A 25,143-nucleotide genomic window follows, 5' to 3' on the forward strand; every position below is an offset into this window, starting at 1 on the left:
TGCACGATGAGTCGCCTGAAGCAATGGCTTCTTCGCCAGCGTTTCTTCTATGTGCTTATGGGGCTGAAGTACTACCTCGGCAACAATGTCGTTGCCCGCTTTCCGATCGAATGTGTTCGCCGGTTCTATCTGACCCGCGTGCTCAAGGTGGCGATCGGCAAGGACACGCACGTCAGCATGCGCTGGTTCGTCACCGGTTATCCGGTGCGCGCGCACGTCAGCATCGGTGACAACTGCGTGATCAACCGGGAGGTGTATCTGGATGGCCGGGTAGGCGTGGTTGTTGGAAACAACGTCAATGTTTCCTTCCAGACCTGCATCCTCAGCCTGCACCATGACCACAACGCACCGACCTTTCCCGCGATTGGCGGCGTGGTCACCATCCAGGACCATGCCTGGATCGGTGCCCGCGCCACCTTGTTGCCGGGCGTGACCATCGGCGAAGGTGCCGTGGTTGCGGCGGGTGCGGTCGTGGCACGCGACGTGGCACCGTATGAGGTGGTGGGTGGCGTACCCGCCCGAAAGATCGGTGAACGCAACCGGGATATCCAGTACCTCACCAGGTTCTCACCGTATTTTGATTCGGATATCTTCGATGAAACCGCAGGTTAAGAAACAAGTCCTCGTGTTCATGCTGGCGCCTTCGCTGCCGGCGGTGACGGGGGGCGACATCTATGCGGTGAACGCAGTTCTGCCGTTCGCCGAGGAGATCGACTACCACCTGTTCTGCTACGTCGGCGGCGACGCCGACCGACGCAAAGTCGAGCAGCATCGCGCGCTCTACGACAAAGTGTTCCGGTCGGTCCATCTCGAGCCTCGTCCGAAGATGCCGTTCGAGCTGCCCAAGGTGCAGCGAGCCCTGTCGATGGCGCGGCAGGCACTGCAGGGTCTGCCTTTCATCGATGCCAGCTACTACAGCCGCAGTGCCGTTGCGGCTGCACGTCGCATCGTCCGGGAACAGGGCATCGATGCGATCGAGGTCAACTCGACCCATCTGGCGTTCTTCCGTCGATTCTTGCCACAGGTGCCGGGCATCCTGCTGAGCCACAACATCGAAGCTGACATTTTTCCGTTCTGGATGCCGGCAGGCCTGACCGGATGGAAGCTGCGTTTCATGGAATGGGTTGCCAGCCGAAGCCGGCGAGCCGCGAAGGCTGTCGAGATCGACAATGCCTTCGGGTTCTCGGCGATGACCTTCATCTCTCGCCATGACATGTCGCGGGTTACCGACAAGGTCCCGCGCTACCTCATGCCGCTGCACTTTCCGTTGGGTACCACGCGTTTTGAAGACAAGCCGGATGATGTCTTCCACGTACTGTGGATGGGAGGCTTTGGCTGGTACCCGAATGCGGAGGCGGTGACCTGGTTTGCCGAGAAGATCCATCCGCTGCTGGCAGGCCAGTTGCAGGAGCGGAAGATTGTTCTGCACTTCTGCGGCGGCAATCCTCCGGAGGCGCTGCAGGCATTGCATGACGGCCGCAACGTTCTCGTGCATGGCTTCGTCGACGACCTGCAATCGCTGCTGGACAAAGCGCATCTGCTGATGGTGCCACTGCTGTCCGGCGGCGGCATCCGCGTCAAGATCGTCGAGGCGATGTCTGCCGGTATCCCGGTACTCAGCACCAGCAAGGGGTGCGAGGGCATCGGCGCGACCGACGGCGTGGACATCCTGGTGCGTGATGACGCAGAAGGGTTTGCCCGTACATTGCTGGAATGCGCGCAGGACCGAGCGCGACTGGCAGCTCTGTCGGCGGCAGGGCAGGATCTCATGGCGCGCGAGTATTCACAGCAGGCAAGCCTGGACGCCAAGCGAGCCGCCTATCGGCATGCGGGGGTGATGTGATGCAGGCAGTAGATACGCCGTTGACGGCTGCGCCGGTGGTTTCGGTACGTGGTGTCGGCAAGGTCTTCCGCATTTTCGACCGTCCGGCGCAGCGCCTGTTGCAGCCGGCAGCAAACCGGCTCCGGCGCCTGGTGGGCATGCAGCCGCAACCGGCGCGCGTGTTCCATGCGTTGGACGACATCAACTTCGACATCGCGCCGGGCGAAACTGTTGGAATCATCGGCCGCAATGGCAGCGGCAAGTCGACGCTGCTGCAGATCCTGGTCGGTACGTTGCAGGCCAATACCGGCAGCGTGACCGTCAACGGGCGGGTATCGGCGCTGCTGGAACTGGGCGCTGGTTTCAACCCGGAATTCAGCGGGCGCGACAACGTCTACCTGGCAGGTGCCATCATCGGCCTGGGTTCGGCGGACATGACCCGCCTCATGCCTGAAATTGAAAAATTCGCCGATATCGGTGAATTCATCGACCAGCCTGTCAAGACCTACTCTTCGGGCATGTTCGTACGGCTCGCGTTCGCCGTGGCGATCCACGTGTCACCCGATATCCTGGTTGTGGATGAAGCGTTGGCAGTGGGCGACACCGCCTTCCAGACCAAGTGCCTTACCCGCATTCGCAAGATGCAGTCTGAAGGCGTCAGCATCATCCTGGTTACCCACTCCACCAATACCCTGCTGGAATACTGCGACCGGGGCATCTACCTGCGTCGCGGACGGGTCGTGCTGGACGGACCGTGCCGCGAGGTTGTCAAGAAGTATGCCGACGACCTGGTGGACGAAGAAGGCGGAGCCGTGATCTATGCGGACGAGGCCCTTGCCAGCTTGCAGGACGATGGCCTGCCTGCAGACGCTGCGGCATTGCCGGCAAGCGAAATCACCGGCGTGGAGATTCTCGACCTGCAGGGGCAGCCAAGGACGACGTTCGGCCATGGCGAACAAGTACTGGTGAAGGTCGCCATCCATGTACGCCGGCGTATCGAGCAGCCCTGCTATGGAATTCAGTTGAAGAGCGTGGATGACATCGCCCTGTGGGCTGGCACCACCCAGAACATGAGCCTTTCGCCGCTGCCGACGGAACCGGGCGATTATGTTTTCGACTGGCAGTTGACGTTGAATGTCACCGGCAATCGCTATGTGCTGGCACTGGGCATCGGTGACCTCGACACGGGCGAGTACCACCGTCACTCACGCGTGCCCTACGCGGGCCATGTGGATGTATTGCCTCAGCCCCATTCCGGTCATGGCTGGCTTGCTCCCGCCCCTCGCTTCACCGCACCAGTGAGAACTGCATGATGACGCACTCCAAGCCAGTATTCAGGGCCCTGGTCGTGGGTTTCTATGGGGCACCCAACGTGGGCGACGAGGTGCTGCTGGACCTGCTGGTCCGTCGCATCCGCGAACTGGGCGGCGAGCCGGTGGTTGCCAGCATCGATCCCTCGTTGACCCGCCGCATGCATGGTGTGGATGCCGTGCAGTTTGCCAATGTCGGGGACATCGCTCGTGCATTGATGCATTGCGACGTACTGGTGATGGGGGGCGGCGGCATCTTCCAGGACCATCATCCCTTCAACCTCGATGCGGTGTACCTCCCTTATGCGAACGACATTTCCGGCTATGCAAGGCCGATGCTGCTCGCGCGGCAACTGGGAGTGCCGACAATCGTATGGGGGCAGGGGGTTGGGCCGCTGAGTTCAGAGGGCGCACGCACCCTGGTGCGCGAGTTGTTCCAGCATGCGGCCGCCGTATCCGTGCGGGATGAATCATCCAAGGCACTGCTGCGCCAGATCGGCGTGGATCGGGATATCCTCGTTGCCGCCGATCCGGGATGGTTGTTCCGCCGCTATCACCCATTGCCGGCGCAACAGGCCGCGCACGATGCAGGCCAGCCGCAGAACAAGGTACTGGCGGTGGTGGTGCGTGAATGGGACAAGGGGCAGTGGAAAACGTCCCTGGTGGAGGCGTTGCGCACTGCAGTTCCTGCAGGATGGCGGGTCCAATGGGTGGCGTTCCAGGCCCATACCGAAGGCAGTGGTGCGACGTCCGACCTGCCCTTGATCGAATCGCTGCGCCAGCAGCTACCCGGGCGCAGCAATGATGAACTGATCGCACCGGCAACAACGGATGCGACCTGGCAGACAATCGCCAGCGCTGACGCGGTGCTGTCCATGCGCCTGCATGCCAGCATCCTTGCCCTGCTGGCGGGGAAGCCCACCGCAGGCCTTGAGTACGACGACAAGCTGTCGCATGCCCATGCGATGGCTGGAATGCCGTCGATTCTGAGGCTGTCGACCGACGATGGCCCGGAGCGCTTCGTGCAGGCGATCGAATCGCTGGTCACCGAAGCCTGGCGGCCGGATCCGCAGGTGGTGGACAGCCTGGAAGTGTCCGCCAGCGCGCACCTGCAGCTGCTCGACGGCTGCTCCTCCCTGCCGCCGGTGCCCCTTCGCTTCGACGCAACCTCCACAGACTGGTTGTCACTGTGGTTGCAACAGGCACTGGTCGAGCTTGAACAGACCCGGCAGCAGAGCCAACGCGCCCACGATCTACTGCTGTTCCGGGACCATCAGCTTGCCGAGCAGACGACGCAGAACACAAACCTGACGCAGCAACTTGTCGAGAAGCAAAAGAAGATGAATGAAGACATGGTCCGCCTGGATGCGGCTCAAGGCCAGCTGCAGGAGAATGCGCAGGCATTGCAGCAGATCAGGCAGGAAAGTGCGCAGGCACTGGAGCAGATCAAGGAGGAAAGTGCGCAGGCACTGCAGCAGGTCAAGGAGGAAAGTGCGCAGATGCTGCAGCAGATCCAGCAGCAGTTGGCTGGCAAGCAGGCCTATATTGATGACAAGGAGGTCTACATTGCGATCCTGCTGCAGCAAATCGAACAGGTGCAGGCCGAGCTGGCGCGCAGCCGTCAGGAGACCGCAGATGCGCTGAATCTCTGGCGTCGCCTGCGTAGGTTCCTGCAGTTGCTTCGCCGCGACCTGGTGCGCCTGCTGGCCGCCCCCTTCAAGTTGGCTTCGGTCTGGAGGCGGCACGGGTTGAAGGTCGCACTGCAACAGATCCCGCGACGCATGAAGACGCTGGGTGTTCCTCAGACCGCTGCCACGCAACAGATGGCGGAACCGCCACCGCCGATGGTGCGACCGGTTCGCCGCGAACGCCTGCTGGTGATCGCCAACACGTTGACCACCGACGGCTGGCCCAACCGGGCGATGCACTTCGCGAAGGCGGGCGATCGTGCCGGCTTCTTCGTGCGCATCACCGCGGTGGATGGAAGTGCCTGGCCGGACGATGGCAGCGGCCTGCCGGCGCGTCTCGCTGTCGATGCGCACGCCTGGCTGCAGGAAGTGCGTGCCGAGGGTACTCGCGTTCTGCTTGCCGATGCATCGCCGGAGGCGCTGGGCCTGGCCCGGTCGGCACGTGAACGCGGTGCCGAAGTGATCGTCGACCTCGCTGCACTCGGTGCGGATTCTCTCTCCGCGGAACTGCGCGTCCTTACTGATCGCGTTGTCACCGGAACCCCGGAGCAGAAGGTCGATGGCCTGCCGTCGCGCTTCCTGGGCGCGGCTGGAGACAATGAAATCTTCGACTCCTACCGCAGTCATGGGCTGCCGCAGGCATATGAGGACGGGCGACAACATGTCCTGTTCGTTGTCCTCGGCGGAGACGGCGACGCCTGGCTTGATGCCGCGCTGAAGGCGTCCCCCGATCTCGTTTTCCATGTCACGGGAATGAACGTGGATGGCCGCGACAGCCGCCAGGTACGTGCCCTCGATTGGTCGTGGCAGCCGCAGCAGATGGCTCCGCTGATCGCCGGCGCGCATGCGGTTGTCATCGTCGGCGGGGCCGGGGACCGCACGCGCCTTGCCGACCTGTCAATGGCGGCGCTGCTGCTGGAGAAGCCGGTGTTTGTCGATGCGCTGCCGTCATTCGCACCGTCGCCCAACCTGCATCGGGTGGATGCCGTGCAGCTTTCCGCACAGCTGGCCGGCGCCACTGCGTCGGAAGACTACGCATTCATCGCCCGCCACGCCTGGCTGGGCCATGTCGAGCAGTTGATGCAACCGGAGTATCCGCTGTCGGTAAGCGTGGTTGTGCTGATCCACAACAACCGCCGCATCATTGAGCGCTGCGTGAGCACGTTGCTGGAGCACGCCGGGGAATGGCTGCAGGAAATCGTGGTTGTCGATAACCAGTCCAGCGATGGCGGCGCCGAACTGGTTGAATCGCTGTACGCAGGGCATGCCAAGGTGAAGCTTGTGCGCAACAGTGAGAATGGATGCTCCTCGGGTCGCAACCTGGGCGTCAAGCATTCCACCGGCCGTTATATTGCGTTCTTCGACTCCGACCAGTGGTTGACCTCTCCGTCCTGCTTCAGTGAAGCCGTGAACATCCTGGCGGCCAACCCCGGTGTCGGCACCATCGGCTGGAATGCAGGATGGTTCGACGCCACGCGTGATGACCTGGGTGGACCCATCTCCGACTACCTTCCCAATCGCGGCATGAACAACGAGGCCCGCATCAAGGGATACCGCGATGACGTGGGTTTCCTGGGGACCAGCTGCATGTTCATTGCCCGTGACCTGTTCGAGCGTCTGGAAGGCTTCGATGTGTTCTACGACCCTACGTGCTTCGAAGACACGGACATCTGCTTCCAGGTGAAGAAGGCTGGTTATTCGGTGGCGTTCCGTGACCTGGCCGGTGTCCGTCACCAGCCGCACCAGACTACCGGCGCCAGCGAGGGCAGCGAGCGCTACAAGCAGCTGTTCAACCGCAACGCAGCCTACTTCCGCGACAAGTGGAAGGGGTATCCGGAGTTCTTCGTGGACCTCAAGTCCTGGCATTGAGCGAGGCAGAGACGGCAATGGGGTGGGGCAAGGTCAAGCGACGGCTGCTGGAAGCCATGCTGATGTTCGGCCCTGGGTTGTACAGTCGCTGGTCGATGTCACGGTCCACAGGAACACCCGCGGAGGTTCCGTCGACGGAACGCCCGCGGGTGCTCCTCGTGGACCATGATTTTCCCGAGATTGACCGTGATGCGGGATCGCGCGCGATCTCATGCTTCGCTGACCTGTTGGTCGATGCCGGCATGGAGGTCGTCTTCTGGTCGGCAACGATTGAGCCCTCCGCAGCTGGGAGAGCTGCCCTTGAAGGGAGAGGCATCACCCCATTGAGTCGACGGGAAACGGGGGCACTGGACGGATGGTTGGCGACGTTCGGAGGAAGTTTCATCGGGTCGGTGTCAAGCCGCCCACTGATCGCGGCTATGTATCTACCGGTCCTGCGCGCGGCGATTGCCGGTACTCATCTCTATTACGGGCACGACATCCACTATCTGCGGTTGCAGTTGATGCGTGCTACGTCCAAGGCCACCCTTGCCGATCATTGGCAGTGTCTGTTGATGAGAGTGGTGGAACAGCGAGCGTGGAGAAATGCCGACGTAGTTCTGTATCCCTCTAAAGATGAGGCTGAAACAGTGAACCGTTACCTTGCTGATCGCGGCTTGGCTGGGAACGGCGAGATGTTTCCGCTGTGGACCGTGGATGCAGGATCCATGCAGCACACGCCCGGCCCGGGCAAAAGATCGGGATTGCTGTTCGTTGGCAGCATGGCGCATGCACCAAACGCAGATGGTCTGGACTGGTTTCTGCACAAGGTGCTGCCCTTGCTTCAGCGGGGGGGACAGGCGCCGGTCCTCACCGTGGTGGGCTCCGGTATGGAGAACTACCGTGTGCCCCAGCATGCCTCTGACACGGTGCGTATTCTCGGTCGCATCGATGATGCTGCATTGGAGCGCTGTTACGCGTCTACGCGCCTGGTCATCGCGCCGTTGCGTTTCGGCGGCGGGGTCAAGGGGAAGGTGATCGAGGCAATAGGGCAGGGTGTTCCAATCATCTTGACCGGTGCGGCCGCGCAGGGCCTGGCTGGAGTCGAGGATATACTGCCGACTACCGATGACCCGTCGAAGTTTGCTGCTGCCATCCAGGCGCTGGATCAAGACGACCAGGCTTGGTCAGCCGCGTCTACCAAGGCGCGCCTGTTCCTGGCGGAACACTATGACCATCGTCAATTCGTGCAAAGGCTCAGGCACCTGCTGCTGCATTCCTGATCGGGAGTGAAGTCCTGTGATGCACGAGACTGTCCATGGGGCAATGTGCCCTATCGCTCGCTGGATCGGCTGCAGGTAGCCGCGCGGGCCTGCCCAACCATGCCGTTGGCTCACAAAGGATTGGCTTGGCCATCATCCAGTCGAGTAGCATTCCGCACGGGATACGACGTCTTCAGGGCAGTCAAAGAGCCGATTGGGCCCGTTCACGGCCATCGGTACCTCGGCCTGGATGATGCTAGGCCGGTCAAATTCAGTTGGGCGAATCTGGAGTTAGGGGAAGATATGGATTGGAGTAACTTGGCTGGGCGGGCGCGGTCGCAGCTGCACTCGATGTGCACTGATGCCCCGAGCCATGGCGGATTCAAGATGGTGGCTGCGCTTCTGTCCATGCTGCTCGTGGCATCCGCTTATAGCCAACTATCGAATCTGCATGTGTTCGGTCACGATGAAGTTCACTACAACCACTATTTCCAGCTGAAGCTGTTGCAGGATGGCCGGTGGCTGAACTACATCTTCAAGGATGTGCTTGTCAGTATTGACGCGTCGGCTTGGTTCGCCGCGTATATCGCCGCACATCTTTTGCTGGTCTATCGCATTGCGCGCCGCGCAGGCCTGTCGGTTGCACTGGCACTGATCATTTCGGCCGTCGTTTCGATCTCTCCGCCAGTCGTGGAACAAAGCATGTGGCCGGCCACTGCGTTCTCGGCAGTTGCAGTCCTGATCCTGGCCGAGGTGGTCACGCGGCGAGTGGCGATAGCACCGGTTGCGGTCTATGCGGCGCTCGGGATCCTTCTGTTCGGGACGATGCAGAGCTACTACTTCCTGGTCCCGCTCCTGTTCATCGGCGAATTCGCGTCCGAACAGCGGAGTGCTCGAGATCGATGGAGGTTGTGGTTGCAACACACGCTCAGCTGGGTGGGAGGGGCGGTACTCGGCGCTTTGGTCATGTCGATGATGCTGCTGCTGCTGGCAGGGCATTTCGGTCCGCAGGTGGATGACTGGCGATCGCCACATCCGGCCAAGGATCTTCCCTCTTTATGGCAGAACGTAAGCTACGTCATTGGATCATTCGGGAAGTGTGTAGCTTCCATTGGCAAGGCCTCGAACCTGGATGGTTGGTTGCTGTTGGCAACCGTGCTGCTGCTCGTTCCATTCGCCGTTCGCCGGAAGGGTTCAATCCAGATCCTGTTGACGCTCGCAATGGTCGCTGCGGCGTTCCACGCATTCTCGATTCCGTTGGCACCAGTAATTACCACGCGCAGCCTGATCGCGCTGGTACTTGGACTGGCGCTGTTTTTCGGCCTTCTTGGAGGCGGGAATCGTATCTCACGGGCGGTCGTATTCCTCCTCCTGCTGGCGGGCGGTATTGGATTCCAAGCACAGGCCCGTACGTTCCTCCAGACCCAGGTGGAAACGACCTCCTTCCTGTTTGAGAAGATCCACACGCTATTGCCATTGCCGGCAGACCGGTATTCAGTACTGGCGGTTTCCGGCCGCATGCCGGGTGGCAAAGAGCCAGCTGCCACTTTCAACAACGAATACTTGATGAATTCGGTGGTGGTGGCTACCGGGGCCAGGAGTTTTGTTGATTGCCGGACGCACGAGGCAGAAGTGTGCGCGATGGCGGTGGAAGGTGACGCCGTGAATGAAACCGGGCTGGGTGAAGGGCGACTGAGGCTCTTCCAGGATGCAAAGGGTGGCGCGGTCATCGTCTATAGCGATGACTGATCAGGCGCCGCCAGTGCGTCCGGCCCGACGTAGATCGCAGCGGCTCCCGTGCAAGGAGGTCATCGCCATTTCCTTGCTGGGGCAGCATCGTGGTGGTTTGCCGCGCTGATCTCTATCCCGCCTCGCCGGACTTTTCTCCGGCGAGGCCACTGATACGGAGGCGACCCGATCCAGGTCCCTCCATGCAGATCATTCAGATCTGCTTCCGGTAATGTGCGTACGCTGCAACGAGCATGTCCTCGTCATTGCGTGTGGGATGCCAATCCAGAACTTCCTGCGTAGGTGCAATGTCGACCACGTAGTTGATGTCGGCGATCTGATACTGCTCCCGATGCAGCAGCGGTTTGCCCAGCTTCTCCAGAAGCGACAGGGTCATCTTCAACGGCTTGGCGGGTACCGGCACTACAATCGAGCGCGAGCCGATGCGCTTGATCGTATTGCGCAGCAACTGGCGAACTGGTGGTGCATCGCCCGATCCCAAGCTCAGTGCGACGGCGGGGAACCCCTTCTCGACCGAAGCAAGAATTGCGCTGACGACATCCTCCACGGCGATCATCTGGTAGCGGTTCCGACCGCTGCCGATGGTTGGCACGGGAAGGCCAAGGTCCATCAGCCGGAACAGCTTGATCAGGATGCCAAAGCGTCCGGGGCCCACAATCATGCGTGGACGCAGGACGGTAATCAGGTAGCCCTCGGTTCGTGCTTGTTCGCACAGCTGTTCCGACGCCGCTTTGCTGCGTCCATACGGCCCCAACGGGTTGCGTCGGTGTGTTGGAGGTACAGGCAGCGATTCCGGCAGCCCGTACACCATGTCCGTGCTGGTATAGATCAAGCGTGGCTGGCGCAGTTTACGCATCCACTTCAGTACATTGGCTGTACCGGTAACGTTGACCTCGGCGAACCAGGCGTCCTGCTCTTTTGCCGGCACGGCGTTATGGAATTGCCTTGCCGCAAGATGGTGGACGACATCACCTTCATCCAATGGCACGCGCGACAGCGCCGCAGTATCCAGAATATCCAGCTGGTGATGGACGACCCTGCCGGAGAATTCTGCAGGCAGAGGCAGCAGGTCAACGGTCTGAACCTGCTGGCCCTGTGCAAGGAGGGTCCGGACGAGATGCGATCCGGTGAAGCCTGAGCCACCAATGACAATATGCTTGGTCACGGCTCAGCCCCCACGCGCGACGAGAACGACGCCAGCACAGATCAGCGCGATTCCAGCCAGCTTCATTACGCTGACCGGTTCACGGAAGAACAGATATGCAGCACCAACGACAATCACGTATCCCACGCTCAGGAAGGGATAAGCGAAACTCACCTGGACCTTGGAGAGGACGTACATCCAAAGCACGATGCTGATCGCATAGCACGACAGTCCGCTGAAGACCCACGGATTGAGGACAACGCGGATGGCGCCCTGTGCGAGCTCAAGCACGCCCTGGTTGGTCACCAGCGAAACATTCGGCATGCCTTTGCGAAGGAAAAGCTGCGCACTCGCATTGAGGGCTACGGAGAACAGAATGAGTGGGATGAATTTGAGATACATGCGATCAACTTTGGAATGATGAGGAGGCATTACCAGTGGCGTGTCGCCGCCATTACGATGATCAGCCCGGCGAGGCCGACGCCCTGGCTGACGCGGTCGCGCGCTGCGAACACGATGGGGTCATCATGCATGTCGCCCCGGTGGGCGACAAACCAGGCACGGCTGATCCAGTACAGCAGCACAGGACAGAGCAGCCAGAGCACTTGGGGCGTGGCGTACAGTCTGAGGCTGTCAGGGCTGTTGATGTAGAGGGCGAAGACCAGAACGCCGATGTAGCCCGCAGCTGTCCCGAATGACTGCACCAGCGGCAGATCGGCCACGGAGTATCCGCGACCGGAGGCTTTCTGCTTTCCCTGCGTTGCAGCCGCGGTTAGTTCGGTATAGCGCTTGAGAAGGGCAAGGCTGAGGAAAATGAACATCGAGAACGCGAGCAGCCAGAATGACCGTGGCGAATCGATTGCAAAAGCGCCGCCGATGATCCGCACGGTGTAAAGCGCCGCCAACACCACGACATCGATCATCACGATGCGCTTGAGCGTGAACGAATAGGCCAGGGTCGTGATGAAGTAGATCAGCAGGACCAGTGCAAACGCAGGACTTGTCCACAGCGCCAGTGCGAAACCGGCCAGTGTCAACAAGGGGGTGGCGACCAGGCCATGAAACAGGGGCAAGGTCCCGGCCGCGAATGGTCGCTTCCGCTTCCGTGGATGCTGCCGGTCTGGCGCCAGATCCAGCAGGTCGTTCAGCAGGTAAACGCCGGATGCGCACAGGCCGAAGGCAAGGAAGGCGAGCGCCGCGTTTACTACGGCTTCTGGTTCGAACAGACGGTGCGCGGTAAGCAGTGGAACCAGTACCAGAAGGTTCTTCAGCCACTGGTACAGCCGCAGGGCCTTGATCCAGGTGCGGAGCCCTCCGGGCTGTCCAGGCAGGTGGTCGATCAACCGGGTTTGCGCGCGGGCCTGGTTTGCCAGCGATCCGGTGGCGTTGACGACGACAGCACCTGCGGCGTGCTTCCAGACCGGCAGGTCAACGCGGTGGTTGCCAAGATAGTCGAACCCCCGTTCCCCATAGCGCTCGACAAGGGCTTCAGCCTTGGCGTGCCCGGCCAGATTGCGGGCCCCATCGCTGGCGATGACCTCGTCAAAAACGCCGAGATGATCGGCGATCGGCTGGACCAACAGCCGGTCCGAGGCGGTGCACAGGACACGCGGACGCTGCGGTGTCGCGCGCAGCATGGCCACGACACGCTCATCGTATGGCAGGGTTTCAACCTGCAAGGCCACCCGGGAAGCGAGCTGGCGCTTAACATAGGCCTTGCCGCGCAGCAGCCAGAACGGTACCAGCAAAGCAAACAGCGGGTTGCGCGCCAGCAGGGCCAGCAGTGATTCGTACAGCAGGTCGCTACGCAGCAGCGTTCCGTCCAGATCGACGCACAGGGCTGCTCCCGGCGTCAACTCACCGGATCCAGCCGGTACATCATTGTGATGCGACATATGCCGCAGTTCCCCTCATCCAATAGTGCGGGGAGTATACGAGGGGGAGTTACATTGCGACAGATTCAGGTACCAGCGCGGGGGCGTGAAGGCAGCGCATCCCGGGACAGGCTGGAGCAGCCGGTTGAGCCGTCGCAGCCGGGGCCAAGTGCAGACGGTGCAGGGTAATCAGCTCGCAGTCCTCCGTAGCGCAGGTCGTTTGTCCAGGCACCAGCGTCAAGGTGAGCTGCCCGCCGGCGGCGCTGGACAGGCCTGCCAGGTCGATGGGGTATTCACGCGTCCCTGCTTCGATCTGAAGCAAGCCGAGCGGGGCGTCGTTGGCCAGCACCGTGAGCTCGCGAGGTGACTGCGCCGACAGTGAAAGGACTGCCTGCAGCCGGGCGGGCTCGGATGGCAGGCGCAGTCGTAGCGAGGCGGCCGCGCCACGAACGCTGCGCCCTTGGGGAGAGGGACCGTGCCAGCCACAGGAAATGAAACGATTGCTGGCATCGGCGCTGAAATCCACCGACGATCCCACAGGCAGTGCCTCGTAGGCAGGCAGCAGGGTATAGCCATCCAGTCGCACCGCAGCGTCTGGCGATACGCCGACACGGACTTCAGCCAGGGGCAGGTCTTCAGGGAATACATACCTGGCTTCCAGCATCGTCCCGTCACGTCCATCGGCCGTGTCCAGCAGCGCATGGCGGTCGTAGGTCTGTGCCCCGTAACTGGCAACGACGTCGGCCCAGGCACCGTTGGCGGGGTGGGCCACGCCCTGCAGGCTGAGGGTGTAGTTGCCTGCGCACAGATCCTGGTAGGCGCCATAGGCCAAGGTCCCTTCCGCACCCTGCGAGAACAGCTTTCCATCCATCGCTTCACCGACGATCGTATGGCTCGCATCGAAGTGGGTGCGGATGATGAAATCGTTGCGCAGCTGGGATGCCGGGGGCGCTTCGCGTGCAGCCTGCAGCAGTTCCGGCACCAACGCGCCGGCCTTGAGCGATTGTTGTGACACCACGCGAGCCGTTCCGTCAGCGCTCCCCCACAGGCACCACTCATCGGCGGGCTGCCGTTCGTCGAACGCAAAGCAACGATCAATGTAGAGGACCTGCTGGGAATCACCGCCGGCCAGAAGGTGGCCAGAGCGGATGCCGTTCGTGCCAAGCTGGGCAATTCGGCCGCGGTCATCGGCAGCGATGGCCAAGGGCGGAGTCAGCGTCTGCTTACCCAACTGGATGACGCCATCCACCAACTGCAGGTGATCGTCGATCCGGCCCAGCTCCCATAGCGTGCTGGAATAGGCCATGAAACCTGGCAGGTGGTCCTCGCTGGCATCTGGTTCCCGACCGGGTCGGACACTCAATGAAGTACCTGCGCCCTTCACGGAAAGCTGTGAGCGGCCAAAGCCGAGTGCCACTCCCCCTTGCAGGGCATCAAGCAGTGAGGCGCCCGTATCGAGGGTGGTCGCGGGTCGATCAACCTGCCTCGCGCGCAGGTCGCTGCCGAACATGAGAAGAAGGTTGCTGCGATCAGCATCTCGCAACAGGTCGGCAATGTCGTTGGGCAGGGCCAGATGGTCCGATGCAACAACAATGATTGTATTGCGAGCGTAGGGACTGGCGCGGATGCGGCGTACGAAATCAGCAACCAGTCGGTCCGAGCAATGGATTGCGTCGAGCATCGGCCTGCGCTGGCCAAGCCCCTCATAGGCGACATCGAGGCAGGCATGGGGGATGTGTCCGCTTGGATGATGTGTATCCAGAGTCAGGCCGACGAGGGCGAAAGGCGTGGTCTGCTGCGAGAGCGCAGCGAAGCGGTCCCAGAGCGCATCCAACAGGACATCATCGTGGACGCCCCATGGCGAGAAACGGTTGTCGCCCAGCTTCAGGCTCTTGAAATAGGAGCGATCGCGTACCGTGCCGAAGCCGTGGCTGGCGAGGAACTGTCCCTTTCCAGCGAAATCAGAAGCGGCGCCACCGATGAACTCGACGTCGTATCCGCGCTCGCGCAGGTGATCGGTCAGGCAGTACGCGCCAGGCAGGAAGCGGCCGATGCTTGCATAGCCATTGGCGTCCTGGCTGAGGGAAAGGGGGACGCCGCACAGGGAACTGACCATGCCGGCGATCGTCCACGTGCCGCCTTCGCGCGAGTCCACGTGCCGGAAATCCACGGCCTCGCTGCGCAGCTTGTTCAACTCTGGCGCAAGGCCAGGGAATCGCGACTCATCGAGATAGGTGCGCTCGAAGCTTTCGGCGTAGAGAATCACCACGTTGCGGTGATTCCCGAGCGGGGCGTCGGGACGTACGTACTGGTCCCCTTGTGCCGGTGCAAGACGTGCCTGCCGATCCTGGCGTACCAGTGTCGCGACGTCGTAGACGATCGGATTGAAAACCAGCGTCGCCAGTAGAGAAGCCGCGAACAGGGGACCGGCGGGTGCCCACCTCCGTGCCGAATGCAGGCGGGGCATGAAAGCGAGGGCCAGGCATGCCACCAGTGCTGCCGAAAGCAGGCCGATGGGCAAGCTGAAATCAGCGGCGCCTGCGCCGCGCATGCCTGCGCGCAGATGATAGATCACGGCGTAATCGATGCCGTTGCCGCTGAGTGCATCAATGAAAAGCCAGATCGCCAGCAGTGCTCCGCAGAGCGCAGTGACCAGCAGCTTCCATCGCTGTCCATGTGTGCAATGTCGCGCAAGCAACGCGAGCATTCCGATCCATGCCGCAAAAAACAGGCATTTCATCGCCATCTGCATTCTCTCCCTCCGGTTGGAGCGATGGGAGGGGAAATGCTACAGAATCAAGACAGCGCAAAAGGCGTGTTGCAATATGCCGACATGTTTTGACGAGTGGCAGGGTGGGCAATGTCTGCCCACCCTGCGAGTTGCTACGCAGGTTTCGACTACAGCGCCTTTTCCAGCTCCGGCAGGATCGCAAACAGATCGCCCACCAGGCCGATATCGGCGATCTCGAAGATCGGCGAATCCGGATCCTTGTTGATCGCGACGATCGTGCCGGCATCCTTGATGCCGGTCAGGTGCTGGATGGCGCCACTGATGCCGACGGCCACGTAAAGTTCCGGGGCGATGATCTTGCCGGTCTGGCCGACCTGCAGGTCGCTGGGCACGTAGCCGGCATCAACCGCAGCGCGCGAGGCACCGACGGCGGCACCGAGCTTGTCGGCCAGCTGGAAGATGACCTTGAAGTTCTCTTCCGAACCGACACCACGGCCACCGGAGACCACGCGCTTGGCGCTCTGCAGGTCCGGGCGGTCGCTGGCACCAGCGGCGAGGCCGACGAAGCGGGTGTGGGTCGGCAGGGCAGCATCGACGCTGGCCGCCTCGATGGTCGCGCTGCCGCCCTGGGCGGCTTCCGGCCACGAGGCGGCACGCACGGTGGCGACCACGATCTGGTCGGCCGGGGCTTCCACGGTGATGATCGCGTTGCCGGCGTAGATCGGGCGCTTGAAGGTGTGGCTGCCTTCAACGCTCATCAGGTCGGAAACCTGGTTGACGCCCAGCAGGGCGGCCACGCACGGCATCAGGTCCTTGCCGAAGGTGGTCGACGGGCCGAACACGTGGGTGTAACCCTTGGCCAGCTGCGCGATCTGCGGTGCCAGCACCTGGGCGATGGCCTGCGCGTTGGCAGCGTTGGCCACGGTCAGGACCTTGGCGACGCCAGCGATCTTCGCGGCCTCGGCAGCCACGGCAGCCGGATCGGCGGCCAGCACCAGCACGTCGATGCTGGCGCCGCTGATGGCGGCAGCAGCGCTGACGGTCTTGGCGGTGGCGGCGTTGAGCTTGCCGTCGTGGTGCTCGGCGATGACGAGAATCCTGCTCATTACAGCAACCCCTTCTGCTTGAGTGCGGCAACCAGTTCGGCCGCGTCCTTGACCATCACACCCTTGCTGCGCTTGGACGGCGCGGCGTACTGGGTGGTCTTGAAGGTGTCGGCGGCTTCAACGCCGAGGTCGGCCAGCTGCAGGGTCTCCAGCGGCTTGGCCTTGGCCTTCATGATGTCCGGCAGCTTGATGAAGCGCGGCTCGTTCAGGCGCAGGTCGGTGGTGACCACGGCCGGCAGATCGACTTCCAGCGTTTCCAGGCCGGCGTCGACTTCGCGGGTCACCGTGGCCTTGCCGTCGGCAATGTCCAGCTTGCTGGCGAAGGTCGCCTGCGGGCGCCCCCACAGCGTGGCCAGCATCTGGCCGGTCTGGTTGGCGTCGTCGTCGATCGCCTGCTTGCCCAGGATCACCAGGTCCGGCTGTTCCTTCTCGATCAGCTTGAGCAGGGTGCGCGCGGCGGTCAGCGGCTGGATGGCCTGGTCGGTGACCACATGGACGGCGCGGTTGGCGCCCATGGCCAGGCCGTTGCGCAGGTGCGCCTGGGCATCGGCCGGGGCGATGGTGGCGACCACGACTTCGCTGGCGATGCCCTTGTCGCGCAGGCGCAGGGCCTCTTCCAGGGCGATTTCATCGAAGGGGTTGGGGGACAGCTTGACGCCGTCGGTGACCACGCCGGAACCGTCCGGCTTGACCTGAATGCGGACGTTGTAGTCCACCACGCGCTTGTACGCGACGAGGATTTTCATCTGGTACGGGGTCCTTCAATAACGGAGAGAACGTCCGGTCCTCGCACAGCAACCGGTTCGGGGGTGGGACCCCGATTCTAACTGGCCTTTGTCGACCATGCGAATGCGTATGGTGAAACGGCGTCCTGTATCCACGTCGCCTGAATGGCTACTCTAGCGGCCGGTTCCGCTGCCCCGCCACATGCCTTCATTGACCTCGCCCCCTCCATACCGCCTGCTGCTGGCGATTGCCGTTGCTGGTGTGGCCATGCGCCTGCTGTTCGTGCAATGGATCCCCTTGCAGCCCGTTGCCGATTTCGGCCGCTATCTGGAGGTTGCCAGCAGCGTTGCCAGCGGTGGCGGCTTCCGGATTTCAGGCATTTCCTATGTGTCCCAGCCTCCGTTGTACCCCGGAGTGCTCGGCGCCTGGTTCATGCTCACCGGCGTGAACGTGGGCGCGGGCAAGATTCTCAATGTCCTGCTCTGGGCCGGCACGCTGGTTTCGTGGGTCGGTCTGGGGGTGCGCCTCCAGCTGCGCCCGGCCTGGCAGGTTGCCTCTCTGGCAGTGCTGGCATTCCATCCGGCGCTGGTCGCCTACAGCAATGTACTGGGTACCGAATCGCTGTCACTGTTCCTTGCCGTGTTCGGCATGCTTGTGGCGGTCGTGCGTTTTCCGGGCCGATGGCTGCTGCTGGGAGCCGTGCTGGCACTTACCGCGTTGAACCGGCCACAGATGCTGCCGTTGCCGGGAGCCGTGGCACTGGCGTTGCTCCTGCGTGATGGGATGCGCATCGCCACCTGGCGGCGGATCAGCATGGTGGTGCTGGGTTTTCTGCTGGTACTGGGGCCGTGGACCCTGCGCAACGCAGTTCTTTTCGGCCAGTTTGTGCCCGTCAGTGCAAACAGCGGGTATGTGCTGATGGTCAACAACAACGATGCCAATGCGCATGGCGGGTGGATGCCCTTGAAGGATGTCCCCCTCCAGGCTGACGACAAGGCCCGGTTCGCCGATGCTGGATTTCCCCAAGGGTTCTTCAGCGGAGAAAGCGAGGACTGGAAGCTCCGCCACTGGACGCCTGCGGCCGACGTGATTGGCTCAGCAATTGGCCGCCGTTGGATTTCCGAACACCCCGGCCGCTTCCTGGAGTTGGCGCTGCTGCGCGTGCGCGGATCGTTCGATGTCGGCAGCCTCCTGCATTGGCCGTTCCTGGAGAGAGGCGGTGCTCCGGTGTGGCTGGGTAGGTTGACGCTGGCACTCAACATTGCGTTGACGGCCTGGACGATGGTTGCGCTGCTGCGCATCTGCCTCCACCTGCGCCGCTGGCAGCCCGTTCATTGGCTTGCCGTGGCCACACTTGGCCTGGGAATGGTGTCGATCCTGCTGTTCGAGGGGCAGGGACGCTACCTCCTGCCACTGGTCCCAGGGGCGCTGTTCATCATTGCCGCCGCGGGCAGGCTACGCTTGCCCAGCCGGATCAACGCTTGATATCCCGTGGTCCTCCGAACCCTTCGCTGCAGACACGTCCCAACCCGTACCAATCAGGAGAACAGGTAGTGCCCACATGGCTCGTCACCGGCGGTGCCGGATTCATTGGCGGTAACTTCGTTCTCGAGGCCGTCGCACGCGGCGTCAAGGTCATCAACCTCGATGCACTGACCTACGCCGGCAACCTGAAGACCCTGGCCAGCCTGGACGGCAACCCGCAGCATGTGTTCGTGCAGGGCGATATCGGCGACAGCGCGCTGGTCGCCCGCCTGCTGACCGAGCACCAGCCCGATGCAGTGCTGAACTTCGCCGCCGAAAGCCACGTGGACCGCTCCATCGACGGCCCAGGCGCCTTCATCCAGACCAATGTGGTGGGCACCCTGGGTTTGCTTGAAGCGGTACGCGACTACTGGAAGGCGCTGCCGGCCGGACAAGGGGCGGCCTTCCGCTTCCTGCATGTGTCCACCGATGAGGTGTATGGCACCCTGGGCGAGACCGGCAGGTTCAGCGAAACCACCCCGTACGCCCCGAATTCGCCGTACTCGGCGTCGAAGGCCGCTTCGGACCACCTGGTGCGTGCGTTCCACCACACCTACGGGCTGCCGGTGCTGACCACCAACTGCTCCAACAACTACGGCCCGTATCACTTCCCCGAGAAGCTGATCCCGCTGGTGATCGCCAAGGCGCTGGCTGGCGAACCGCTGCCGGTGTACGGCGATGGCAAGCAGGTGCGCGACTGGCTGTTCGTGTCCGACCACTGCGAAGCGATCCGCACCGTGCTGGCCAAGGGCCAGGTCGGCGAGACCTACAACGTCGGCGGCAACTCGGAAAAGCAGAACATCGAAGTGGTGCAGGCGATCTGCGCACTGCTGGACCAGCGCCGTCCGCGCGAGGACGGCAAGCCGCGCAGCAGCCAGATCACCTATGTCACCGACCGTCCTGGCCATGACCGCCGCTATGCGATCGATGCTTCCAAGCTGAAGAACGAGCTGGGCTGGGAACCGGCCTACACCTTCGAGCAGGGCATCACCTTCACCGTCGACTGGTACCTGGACAACCAGGACTGGGTCAACGGCGTGCTCGACGGCAGCTACCGCCTGCAGCGCATCGGCACCACGGACTGAACCCAGGAGACACCATGACCCAGCGCAAGGGCATCATCCTCGCCGGTGGCTCCGGCACCCGCCTATATCCAATCACCAAGGGTGTCAGCAAGCAACTGCTGCCGGTGTACGACAAGCCGATGATCTACTACCCGCTCAGCGTACTGATGCTGGCGGGCATCCGCGAAGTGCTGATCATCAACACCCCGCACGAGCAGGCGCTGTTCCAGCAGCTGCTGGGCGACGGTTCGCAGTGGGGAATGGACATCCAGTACGCGGTGCAGCCGAGTCCGGATGGCCTGGCCCAGGCCTACCTGATCGGCCGCGACTTCGTGGCTGGCAAGCCGAGCTGCCTGGTGCTGGGCGACAACATCTTCCACGGCCACGGCCTGCGCGAGGTGCTCAAGCGTGCTGACGAGCGCGTGCACGGCTCGACCGTGTTCGGGTATTGGGTCAATGACCCGGAACGGTATGGCGTGGCCGAGTTCGACCAGGGCGGCAAGGTGATCGATCTGGTGGAGAAGCCGGAAAAGCCGCGCTCCAACTATGCGGTGACCGGCCTGTACTTCTATGACGGCAAGGCCTGCGATTACGCGGCCGAATTGAAGCCGTCACCGCGTGGCGAACTGGAGATCACCGATCTCAACAAGCGTTACCTGGCCGAAGGCGACCTGCACCTGGAGGCGCTCGGCCGTGGCTATGCGTGGCTGGATACCGGTACCCACCAGTCGCTGCTGGAAGCATCCAACTTCATCGAGACGATCCAGACCCGTCAGGGCCTGCAGGTCTGCTGTCCCGAGGAAATCGCGTTCGGCAAGGGCTGGATCAACGCTGGACAATTGGAAGCGCTGGCCGCGCCGTTGATCAAGAACAGCTACGGTGAATACCTGCATAAGCTCGCCGTGCGTGGAGTCGTTCCATGAAAGTGATTGAAACCCGGTTGCCCGGCTGCGTGGTGATCGAGCCGGCGGTGTTCGGCGATGCCCGCGGTTATTTCTTCGAAACCTGGAATGCCGAGCGCTTCGCCGCGCTGGGCCTGCCGGACCGTTTCGTGCAGAGCAACGTGTCGACGTCCGCACAGGGCGTGCTGCGCGGCCTGCATTACCAGTGGCCGCGGCCGCAGGGCAAGCTGGTCAGCGTGCTGGAAGGCGAGGTCTACGACGTGGCTGTGGATATCCGCCGCGGTTCGCCGACCTTCGGCCAGTGGGAAGCGGTGGTGCTGAGCGCGGAGAACAAGAAGCAGTTCTGGATTCCGGAGGGCTTTGCCCATGGCTTTGCCGTGTTGTCCGAGCGTGCGGTGTTCAGCTACCTGTGCACCGAGGTTTATCTGAAGGACTTCGATGCAGGTGTCCGCTGGAACGACGCCGACATCGCGGTGGACTGGCCGGTGAGCACACCAACGCTGTCGGCCAAGGACGAGAACGCGCCGTTCCTCAAGGACATTGCTGAAGATCGCCTGCCGGTCTACGTGCCATGACCGTGCTGGTGTTCGGTGGCAACGGGCAGGTGGGCCAGGAGTTGCTGCGCGCGCTGGCGCCGCTGGGGAAGGTGATTGCAACCACGCGCAGCGGCCAACTGCCCGACGGAAGTACCTGTGAAACGGCCGATTTCGGCCAGCCCGACAGCCTGCCGGCATTGCTGGACCGCGTGCAGCCATTGGTAGTGGTCAATGCGGCGGCTTACACCGCTGTTGATCGCGCCGAACAGGACGTCGATGCGGCCTTCGCCGCCAACGCGCAGGCACCAGGCGTGATCGCGCGCTGGTGTGCGGCGCATGGCGTGCCGTTCGTGCACTACTCCACCGACTACGTGTTCGACGGCCAGGGCAGCGCGCCCTACCGCGAGGACGAGCCGACCGCACCGCTGGGCGTGTATGGCACGAGCAAGCGCGATGGCGAGGACGCGGTGCGTGCGGCCGGTGGCCGCCATCTGATCTTTCGCACGGCGTGGGTGTATGCCTCGCACGGCGCGAACTTCCTGCGCACCATGCTGCGCGTGGGCGCCGAGCGCGATGCGTTGCGGGTGGTGGCCGACCAGATCGGTACACCGACGCCGGCCGCGTTGATCGCCGATGTCACCGCGCAGGCACTGCAGCATCCTGGGCAGTTGTCGGGTACCTGGCACCTGACCGCCAGCGGCCGGACCAGCTGGCATGGCTTTGCCGAGGCCATATTTGCCGAGGCGTTGGCCAGCGGCGTGTTGGCCAAGATGCCGACGGTCGAGGCGATTCCCAGTTCCGAGTATCCGACCCCGGCCAGGCGCCCGGCCTGGTCGGTGCTGGACAACCGCAAGCTGCAGCAGGATTTCGGCGTCGTGCTGCCGAGCTGGCAGGATGGCCTGAAGCGGGTGATGGCGGAGCTGGCCTGACGGCCGTAGCGCCGGGCCAAGCCCGGCGACGCAGCGCTGCCGGGCCGATCAGGAACGGGTCAGAGCCCGTTGCGCAGCAACGGGATCCGACCCCGGGCAAACCTCAGCTGCGCCCGTAGGTATCCTCGAAGCGCACGATGTCATCCTCGCCCAGGTAGCTGCCGGACTGCACTTCGATCAGTTCCAGCGGCAGCTTGCCCGGGTTGCGCAGGCGGTGGGTCACGCCCAGCGGAATATAGGTGCTCTGGTTCTCGCTGAGCAGGATCACCTCGTCACCACGGGTCACTTCAGCGGTGCCGCTGACCACGATCCAGTGTTCGGCGCGATGGTGATGCATCTGCAGGCTCAGCGTGCCGCCGGGCTTGACCGTGATCCGCTTGACCTGGAAACGCTCGCCGTTGTCGATCGAATCGTAGGCACCCCACGGGCGATAGACCTTGCGGTGCCAGGTGGCCTCGCTGCGGCCTTCGGCCTTCAGCTGCGCCACTACGGTCTTGACCTCCTGCATGCGATCGGCCTTGCCGACCAGCACCGCGTCGTCGGTTTCCACCACCACCACGTCATCCAGCCCGACCAGCGCCACCAGGCGCTGTGCGTAGGCATAGGTGTTGCGGCAGTCGATGGCAATCACGTCGCCCTGGTGGGCGTTGCCATCGCCGTCCTGCTGCGAGACATCGCGCAGCGCGGTCCACGAGCCGACATCGTTCCAGCCGGCATCCAGTGGAATCACCACGGCATCGGCGGTCTTCTCCATCACCGCATAGTCGATCGAATCGGACGGAACGGCAGTGAAGGCCTCCTTGTCCAGGCGGGTGAAATCGGCATCGCGACGCGCCTGCTGCCAGGCCTGGCGGCTGCCGGCGAGCATGGCGGGCTGGAAGCGTTCCAGCTCCTGCAGGTAGCGCGAGGCCTTGAACAGGAACATGCCGCTGTTCCAGTAGTACTGGCCGCTGCTGACGTAGCGGGTGGCGGTGCCCAGGTCGGGCTTCTCGACGAAGCGCTCGACCGCGCGCAGGCCCTGGCCATCGGCGGCCTTGATATAGCCGTAGCCGGTTTCCGGGCCGGTCGGCACGATGCCGAAGGTCACCAGCTTTCCGGCTTCGGCAGCAGCGGCGGCGGCCTGGACGGCGCTGCGGAATGCAGTCTCGTTGTTGATCACATGATCGGAGGGCAGCACCAGCAGCAGCGCGTCGCCGCCGTCGCGGGTGGCTTCCAGCGCGGCCACCGCGATCGCCGGTGCCGTGTTGCGGCCGACCGGCTCAAGGATGATCGCGGCTGGCTCGGCGCCAACCTGCTGCAGCTGCTCGGCGGCAACAAAGCGGTGTTCCTCGTTGGCAATCACCAACGGGCCGCGCGCGGCAATCGGCGCCACCCGCTGCCAGGTGGCCTGCAGCATCGTCTGTTCGCTGGCCAGCGGAAGGAACTGCTTGGGATAGGCTTCGCGCGAAAGCGGCCACAGACGGGTACCGGAGCCACCGGACAGGATGACAGGCTGGATAGTGCTCATGGCCTTCCTTTGATTATTTCTGCAGCAGGGAGGAAATCTCGTCGGTACGCGCCTGCATCAATGCAGCGTCTCCCCGCGATTCCACATTCAGGCGCAGCAGCGGTTCAGTGTTGGAGCTGCGCAGGTTGAAGCGCCAGTCGCCGAAATCGGCGCTGACGCCATCGGTGTAGTCCAGCGCGGGCGACTGCGCGGCGAAGTGTTCCATCACGCGTGTGACCGCAGCCTTGGCATCGGCAACCTTGAAGTTGATCTCACCGCTGCAAGGGTAGGCGGCCATGCGGTCTTCAACCCAGTCGGCCAGCGAGCGGCCGCTTTCGGAGACCAGCTGGGCGATCAGCAGCCACGGAATCATGCCCGAGTCGGCATACGCGAACTCGCGGAAGTAGTGGTGGGCGCTCATCTCGCCGCCGTACACGGCATCCTCCGCGCGCATCTTTTCCTTGATGAAGGCGTGGCCACTCTTGCACAGCACTGGCACGCCACCGGCCTGTTCGACCATCTCCACGGTGTTCCAGACCAGGCGGGGGTCATGCACGACCTTGCCACCCGGATGGTGGGCGAGGATTGCCTTGGCCAGCAGGCCGACCAGGTAGTAGCCCTCGATGAAGCGGCCGTTGTGGTCGAAGAAGAAACAGCGGTCGAAATCGCCATCCCACGCAATGCCGAAGTCCGCGCCATGTTCGCGCACGGCGTCGGCGGTGGCGGCGCGGTTTTCCGGCAACAGTGGATTGGGAATGCCGTTGGGGAAGCTGCCGTCCGGTTCGTGGCAGATGCGGATGAACTCGAACGGCAGGTGCGGTGCCAGCAGGTCGACGATGGCACCGGCGCCGCCGTTGCCGGCGTTGACAACGATCTGCAGTGGCTTGAGCTTGCTGGTGTCAACGTAGCTCAGCAGGTGCTGGATGTAGGCGCTCTTGTCATGCTGGGCGATCTGGCCGGCGCAAGGCGGCTGTGCCGCGGATGAATCGGCGGCGACCGCATCGGAGATCGCGAACAGGCCGGTATCGGAGCTGATCGGCCGGGCGTTCTCCTTGACCAGCTTCATGCCGTTGTAATCCATTGGATTGTGGCTGGCAGTGACCATCACCCCGCCGGCAGCCCCCAGGTGATCGGTCTGGAAATAGACCTCCTCGGTGCCACACAGCCCGATGTCGATGACTTCGCGGCCGGCACCGCGCAGGCCGGCCGCCAGCGCGTCCTGCAGCGCGGGGCTGGTCAGGCGGACGTCGTGGCCCAGCACCACCGGGCCCGGAGCGAGCTGTGCATTCAGGGCCGTGCCGATCCGGCGTGCCAGGTCTTCGTTCAGTTCTTCCGGCACGCGGCCGCGGATGTCATAGGCCTTGAAGGCGGGCAGGGGCATCGGTCAGATCCAATGTGAGCTTAGCCACTGATTGTAGCCTTTGTCCTGTATGGGAATCGTT

19 protein-coding genes are annotated in these 25,143 nt (G+C 63.0%); 11 read left to right on the forward strand and 8 right to left on the reverse strand.

All coding sequences use genetic code 11. The features are described 5' to 3' along the window. Positions 1 to 6: 6 nt before the first annotated feature. The 6 genes from AC5P7I_RS09090 (at position 7) to AC5P7I_RS09115 (ending at position 9,679) form a co-directional block, all read left to right on the forward strand. Complete coding sequence (locus tag AC5P7I_RS09090; protein ID WP_069118025.1) at positions 7 to 612, forward strand: acyltransferase; 606 nt, start codon at positions 7 to 9, stop codon at positions 610 to 612. Continuing rightward, a complete protein-coding gene (locus tag AC5P7I_RS09095; protein WP_053494791.1) occupies positions 596 to 1,843 on the forward strand; it encodes a glycosyltransferase in 1,248 nt (415 codons plus the stop codon). The genes AC5P7I_RS09090 and AC5P7I_RS09095 overlap by 17 nt, the downstream gene beginning before the upstream one ends. Beyond that, the gene (locus AC5P7I_RS09100) at positions 1,843 to 3,135 is read left to right on the forward strand and encodes an ABC transporter ATP-binding protein (RefSeq protein ID WP_142235407.1); all 1,293 of its coding nucleotides are present in this window, start codon (positions 1,843 to 1,845) and stop codon (positions 3,133 to 3,135) included. The genes AC5P7I_RS09095 and AC5P7I_RS09100 overlap by 1 nt, the downstream gene beginning before the upstream one ends. Next, on the forward strand, positions 3,132 to 6,689 hold the full coding sequence (locus AC5P7I_RS09105; protein WP_262219470.1) for a polysaccharide pyruvyl transferase family protein: 3,558 nt from the start codon (positions 3,132 to 3,134) through the stop codon (positions 6,687 to 6,689). Before AC5P7I_RS09100 ends, AC5P7I_RS09105 begins: the two co-directional genes overlap by 4 nt. Further along, entirely contained in the window at positions 6,686 to 7,951 is a 1,266-nt protein-coding gene (locus tag AC5P7I_RS09110; RefSeq protein ID WP_126411698.1) for a glycosyltransferase, read from the forward strand. Before AC5P7I_RS09105 ends, AC5P7I_RS09110 begins: the two co-directional genes overlap by 4 nt. A 366-nt stretch (positions 7,952 to 8,317) precedes the next feature. After that, the gene (locus AC5P7I_RS09115; protein WP_188239221.1) at positions 8,318 to 9,679 is read left to right on the forward strand and encodes a glucosyltransferase domain-containing protein; all 1,362 of its coding nucleotides are present in this window, start codon (positions 8,318 to 8,320) and stop codon (positions 9,677 to 9,679) included. 193 nt (positions 9,680 to 9,872) lie between these two features. On the opposite strand, the gene AC5P7I_RS09120 is transcribed toward AC5P7I_RS09115, so the two are convergent. The 6 genes from AC5P7I_RS09120 to AC5P7I_RS09145 form a co-directional block, all read right to left on the reverse strand. Further along, on the reverse strand, positions 9,873 to 10,844 hold the full coding sequence (locus tag AC5P7I_RS09120; protein WP_169412135.1) for an NAD-dependent epimerase/dehydratase family protein: 972 nt from the start codon (positions 10,842 to 10,844) through the stop codon (positions 9,873 to 9,875). Between the two features lie 3 nt (positions 10,845 to 10,847). Further along, a complete protein-coding gene (locus AC5P7I_RS09125; RefSeq protein WP_053494798.1) occupies positions 10,848 to 11,225 on the reverse strand; it encodes an SMR family transporter in 378 nt (125 codons plus the stop codon). Positions 11,226 to 11,254: 29 nt separating this feature from the next. Continuing rightward, positions 11,255 to 12,661, reverse strand: coding sequence for a UbiA family prenyltransferase (locus AC5P7I_RS09130; protein WP_053494813.1), 1,407 nt, complete (start codon positions 12,659 to 12,661; stop codon positions 11,255 to 11,257). Between the two features lie 106 nt (positions 12,662 to 12,767). Then, positions 12,768 to 15,449: a sulfatase-like hydrolase/transferase gene (locus AC5P7I_RS09135; RefSeq protein WP_053494799.1), complete on the reverse strand. Its 2,682-nt coding sequence runs from the start codon at positions 15,447 to 15,449 to the stop codon at positions 12,768 to 12,770. A 146-nt stretch (positions 15,450 to 15,595) separates the two neighbouring features. Further along, entirely contained in the window at positions 15,596 to 16,534 is a 939-nt protein-coding gene (locus AC5P7I_RS09140; RefSeq protein ID WP_014645853.1) for an electron transfer flavoprotein subunit alpha/FixB family protein, read from the reverse strand. Beyond that, positions 16,534 to 17,280 (reverse strand): electron transfer flavoprotein subunit beta/FixA family protein, encoded by a 747-nt coding sequence (locus tag AC5P7I_RS09145; RefSeq protein WP_014035896.1) that lies wholly within the window; start codon positions 17,278 to 17,280, stop codon positions 16,534 to 16,536. Before AC5P7I_RS09145 ends, AC5P7I_RS09140 begins: the two co-directional genes overlap by 1 nt. 247 nt (positions 17,281 to 17,527) lie before the next feature. Between AC5P7I_RS09145 and AC5P7I_RS09150 the strand changes: the two genes are divergently transcribed. From AC5P7I_RS09150 to rfbD, 5 genes are all read left to right on the forward strand, one after another. Then, complete coding sequence (locus AC5P7I_RS09150) at positions 17,528 to 18,745, forward strand: ArnT family glycosyltransferase (protein ID WP_169412132.1); 1,218 nt, start codon at positions 17,528 to 17,530, stop codon at positions 18,743 to 18,745. Positions 18,746 to 18,813: 68 nt separating this feature from the next. Beyond that, positions 18,814 to 19,869 carry a dTDP-glucose 4,6-dehydratase gene (gene rfbB, locus AC5P7I_RS09155; protein ID WP_142235411.1) on the forward strand — a complete coding sequence of 352 codons (1,056 nt, stop codon included), beginning with the start codon at positions 18,814 to 18,816 and terminating at the stop codon, positions 19,867 to 19,869. A gap of 14 nt (positions 19,870 to 19,883) precedes the next feature. Further along, on the forward strand, positions 19,884 to 20,771 hold the full coding sequence (rfbA, locus tag AC5P7I_RS09160; RefSeq protein ID WP_053494803.1) for a glucose-1-phosphate thymidylyltransferase RfbA: 888 nt from the start codon (positions 19,884 to 19,886) through the stop codon (positions 20,769 to 20,771). Continuing rightward, a complete protein-coding gene (gene rfbC / locus AC5P7I_RS09165; RefSeq protein WP_262088251.1) occupies positions 20,768 to 21,325 on the forward strand; it encodes a dTDP-4-dehydrorhamnose 3,5-epimerase in 558 nt (185 codons plus the stop codon). Before rfbA ends, rfbC begins: the two co-directional genes overlap by 4 nt. Further along, positions 21,322 to 22,215 (forward strand): dTDP-4-dehydrorhamnose reductase, encoded by an 894-nt coding sequence (gene rfbD / locus AC5P7I_RS09170; protein WP_262088250.1) that lies wholly within the window; start codon positions 21,322 to 21,324, stop codon positions 22,213 to 22,215. The genes rfbC and rfbD overlap by 4 nt, the downstream gene beginning before the upstream one ends. Before the next feature lie 103 nt (positions 22,216 to 22,318). Here rfbD and AC5P7I_RS09175 read toward each other — a convergent pair whose 3' ends face one another. After that, positions 22,319 to 23,722, reverse strand: coding sequence for a mannose-1-phosphate guanylyltransferase/mannose-6-phosphate isomerase (locus tag AC5P7I_RS09175; protein WP_053494806.1), 1,404 nt, complete (start codon positions 23,720 to 23,722; stop codon positions 22,319 to 22,321). A gap of 13 nt (positions 23,723 to 23,735) precedes the next feature. Then, entirely contained in the window at positions 23,736 to 25,082 is a 1,347-nt protein-coding gene (locus tag AC5P7I_RS09180; protein WP_053494807.1) for a phosphohexomutase domain-containing protein, read from the reverse strand. Positions 25,083 to 25,143: the final 61 nt, after the last annotated feature.

This window comes from Stenotrophomonas sp. YJH_SMC_138 (assembly GCF_059369855.1).

What these genes read in the sequence shown, in the direction of transcription:
- rfbD (WP_262088250.1), top strand. Translation starts at nt 21,322, where the DNA reads ATGACCGTGCTGGTGTTCGGTGGCAACGGGCAGGTGGGCCAGGAGTTG.
- AC5P7I_RS09145 (WP_014035896.1), bottom strand. Translation starts at nt 17,280, where the DNA reads ATGAAAATCCTCGTCGCGTACAAGCGCGTGGTGGACTACAACGTCCGC.
- rfbA (WP_053494803.1), top strand. Translation starts at nt 19,884, where the DNA reads ATGACCCAGCGCAAGGGCATCATCCTCGCCGGTGGCTCCGGCACCCGC.
- AC5P7I_RS09140 (WP_014645853.1), bottom strand. Translation starts at nt 16,534, where the DNA reads ATGAGCAGGATTCTCGTCATCGCCGAGCACCACGACGGCAAGCTCAAC.
- rfbC (WP_262088251.1), top strand. Translation starts at nt 20,768, where the DNA reads ATGAAAGTGATTGAAACCCGGTTGCCCGGCTGCGTGGTGATCGAGCCG.
- AC5P7I_RS09175 (WP_053494806.1), bottom strand. Translation starts at nt 23,722, where the DNA reads ATGAGCACTATCCAGCCTGTCATCCTGTCCGGTGGCTCCGGTACCCGT.
- AC5P7I_RS09125 (WP_053494798.1), bottom strand. Translation starts at nt 11,225, where the DNA reads ATGTATCTCAAATTCATCCCACTCATTCTGTTCTCCGTAGCCCTCAAT.
- AC5P7I_RS09105 (WP_262219470.1), top strand. Translation starts at nt 3,132, where the DNA reads ATGATGACGCACTCCAAGCCAGTATTCAGGGCCCTGGTCGTGGGTTTC.
- AC5P7I_RS09135 (WP_053494799.1), bottom strand. Translation starts at nt 15,449, where the DNA reads ATGCAGATGGCGATGAAATGCCTGTTTTTTGCGGCATGGATCGGAATG.
- AC5P7I_RS09115 (WP_188239221.1), top strand. Translation starts at nt 8,318, where the DNA reads ATGGTGGCTGCGCTTCTGTCCATGCTGCTCGTGGCATCCGCTTATAGC.
- AC5P7I_RS09150 (WP_169412132.1), top strand. Translation starts at nt 17,528, where the DNA reads ATGCGCCTGCTGTTCGTGCAATGGATCCCCTTGCAGCCCGTTGCCGAT.
- AC5P7I_RS09100 (WP_142235407.1), top strand. Translation starts at nt 1,843, where the DNA reads ATGCAGGCAGTAGATACGCCGTTGACGGCTGCGCCGGTGGTTTCGGTA.
- AC5P7I_RS09095 (WP_053494791.1), top strand. Translation starts at nt 596, where the DNA reads ATGAAACCGCAGGTTAAGAAACAAGTCCTCGTGTTCATGCTGGCGCCT.
- AC5P7I_RS09180 (WP_053494807.1), bottom strand. Translation starts at nt 25,082, where the DNA reads ATGCCCCTGCCCGCCTTCAAGGCCTATGACATCCGCGGCCGCGTGCCG.
- AC5P7I_RS09090 (WP_069118025.1), top strand. Translation starts at nt 7, where the DNA reads ATGAGTCGCCTGAAGCAATGGCTTCTTCGCCAGCGTTTCTTCTATGTG.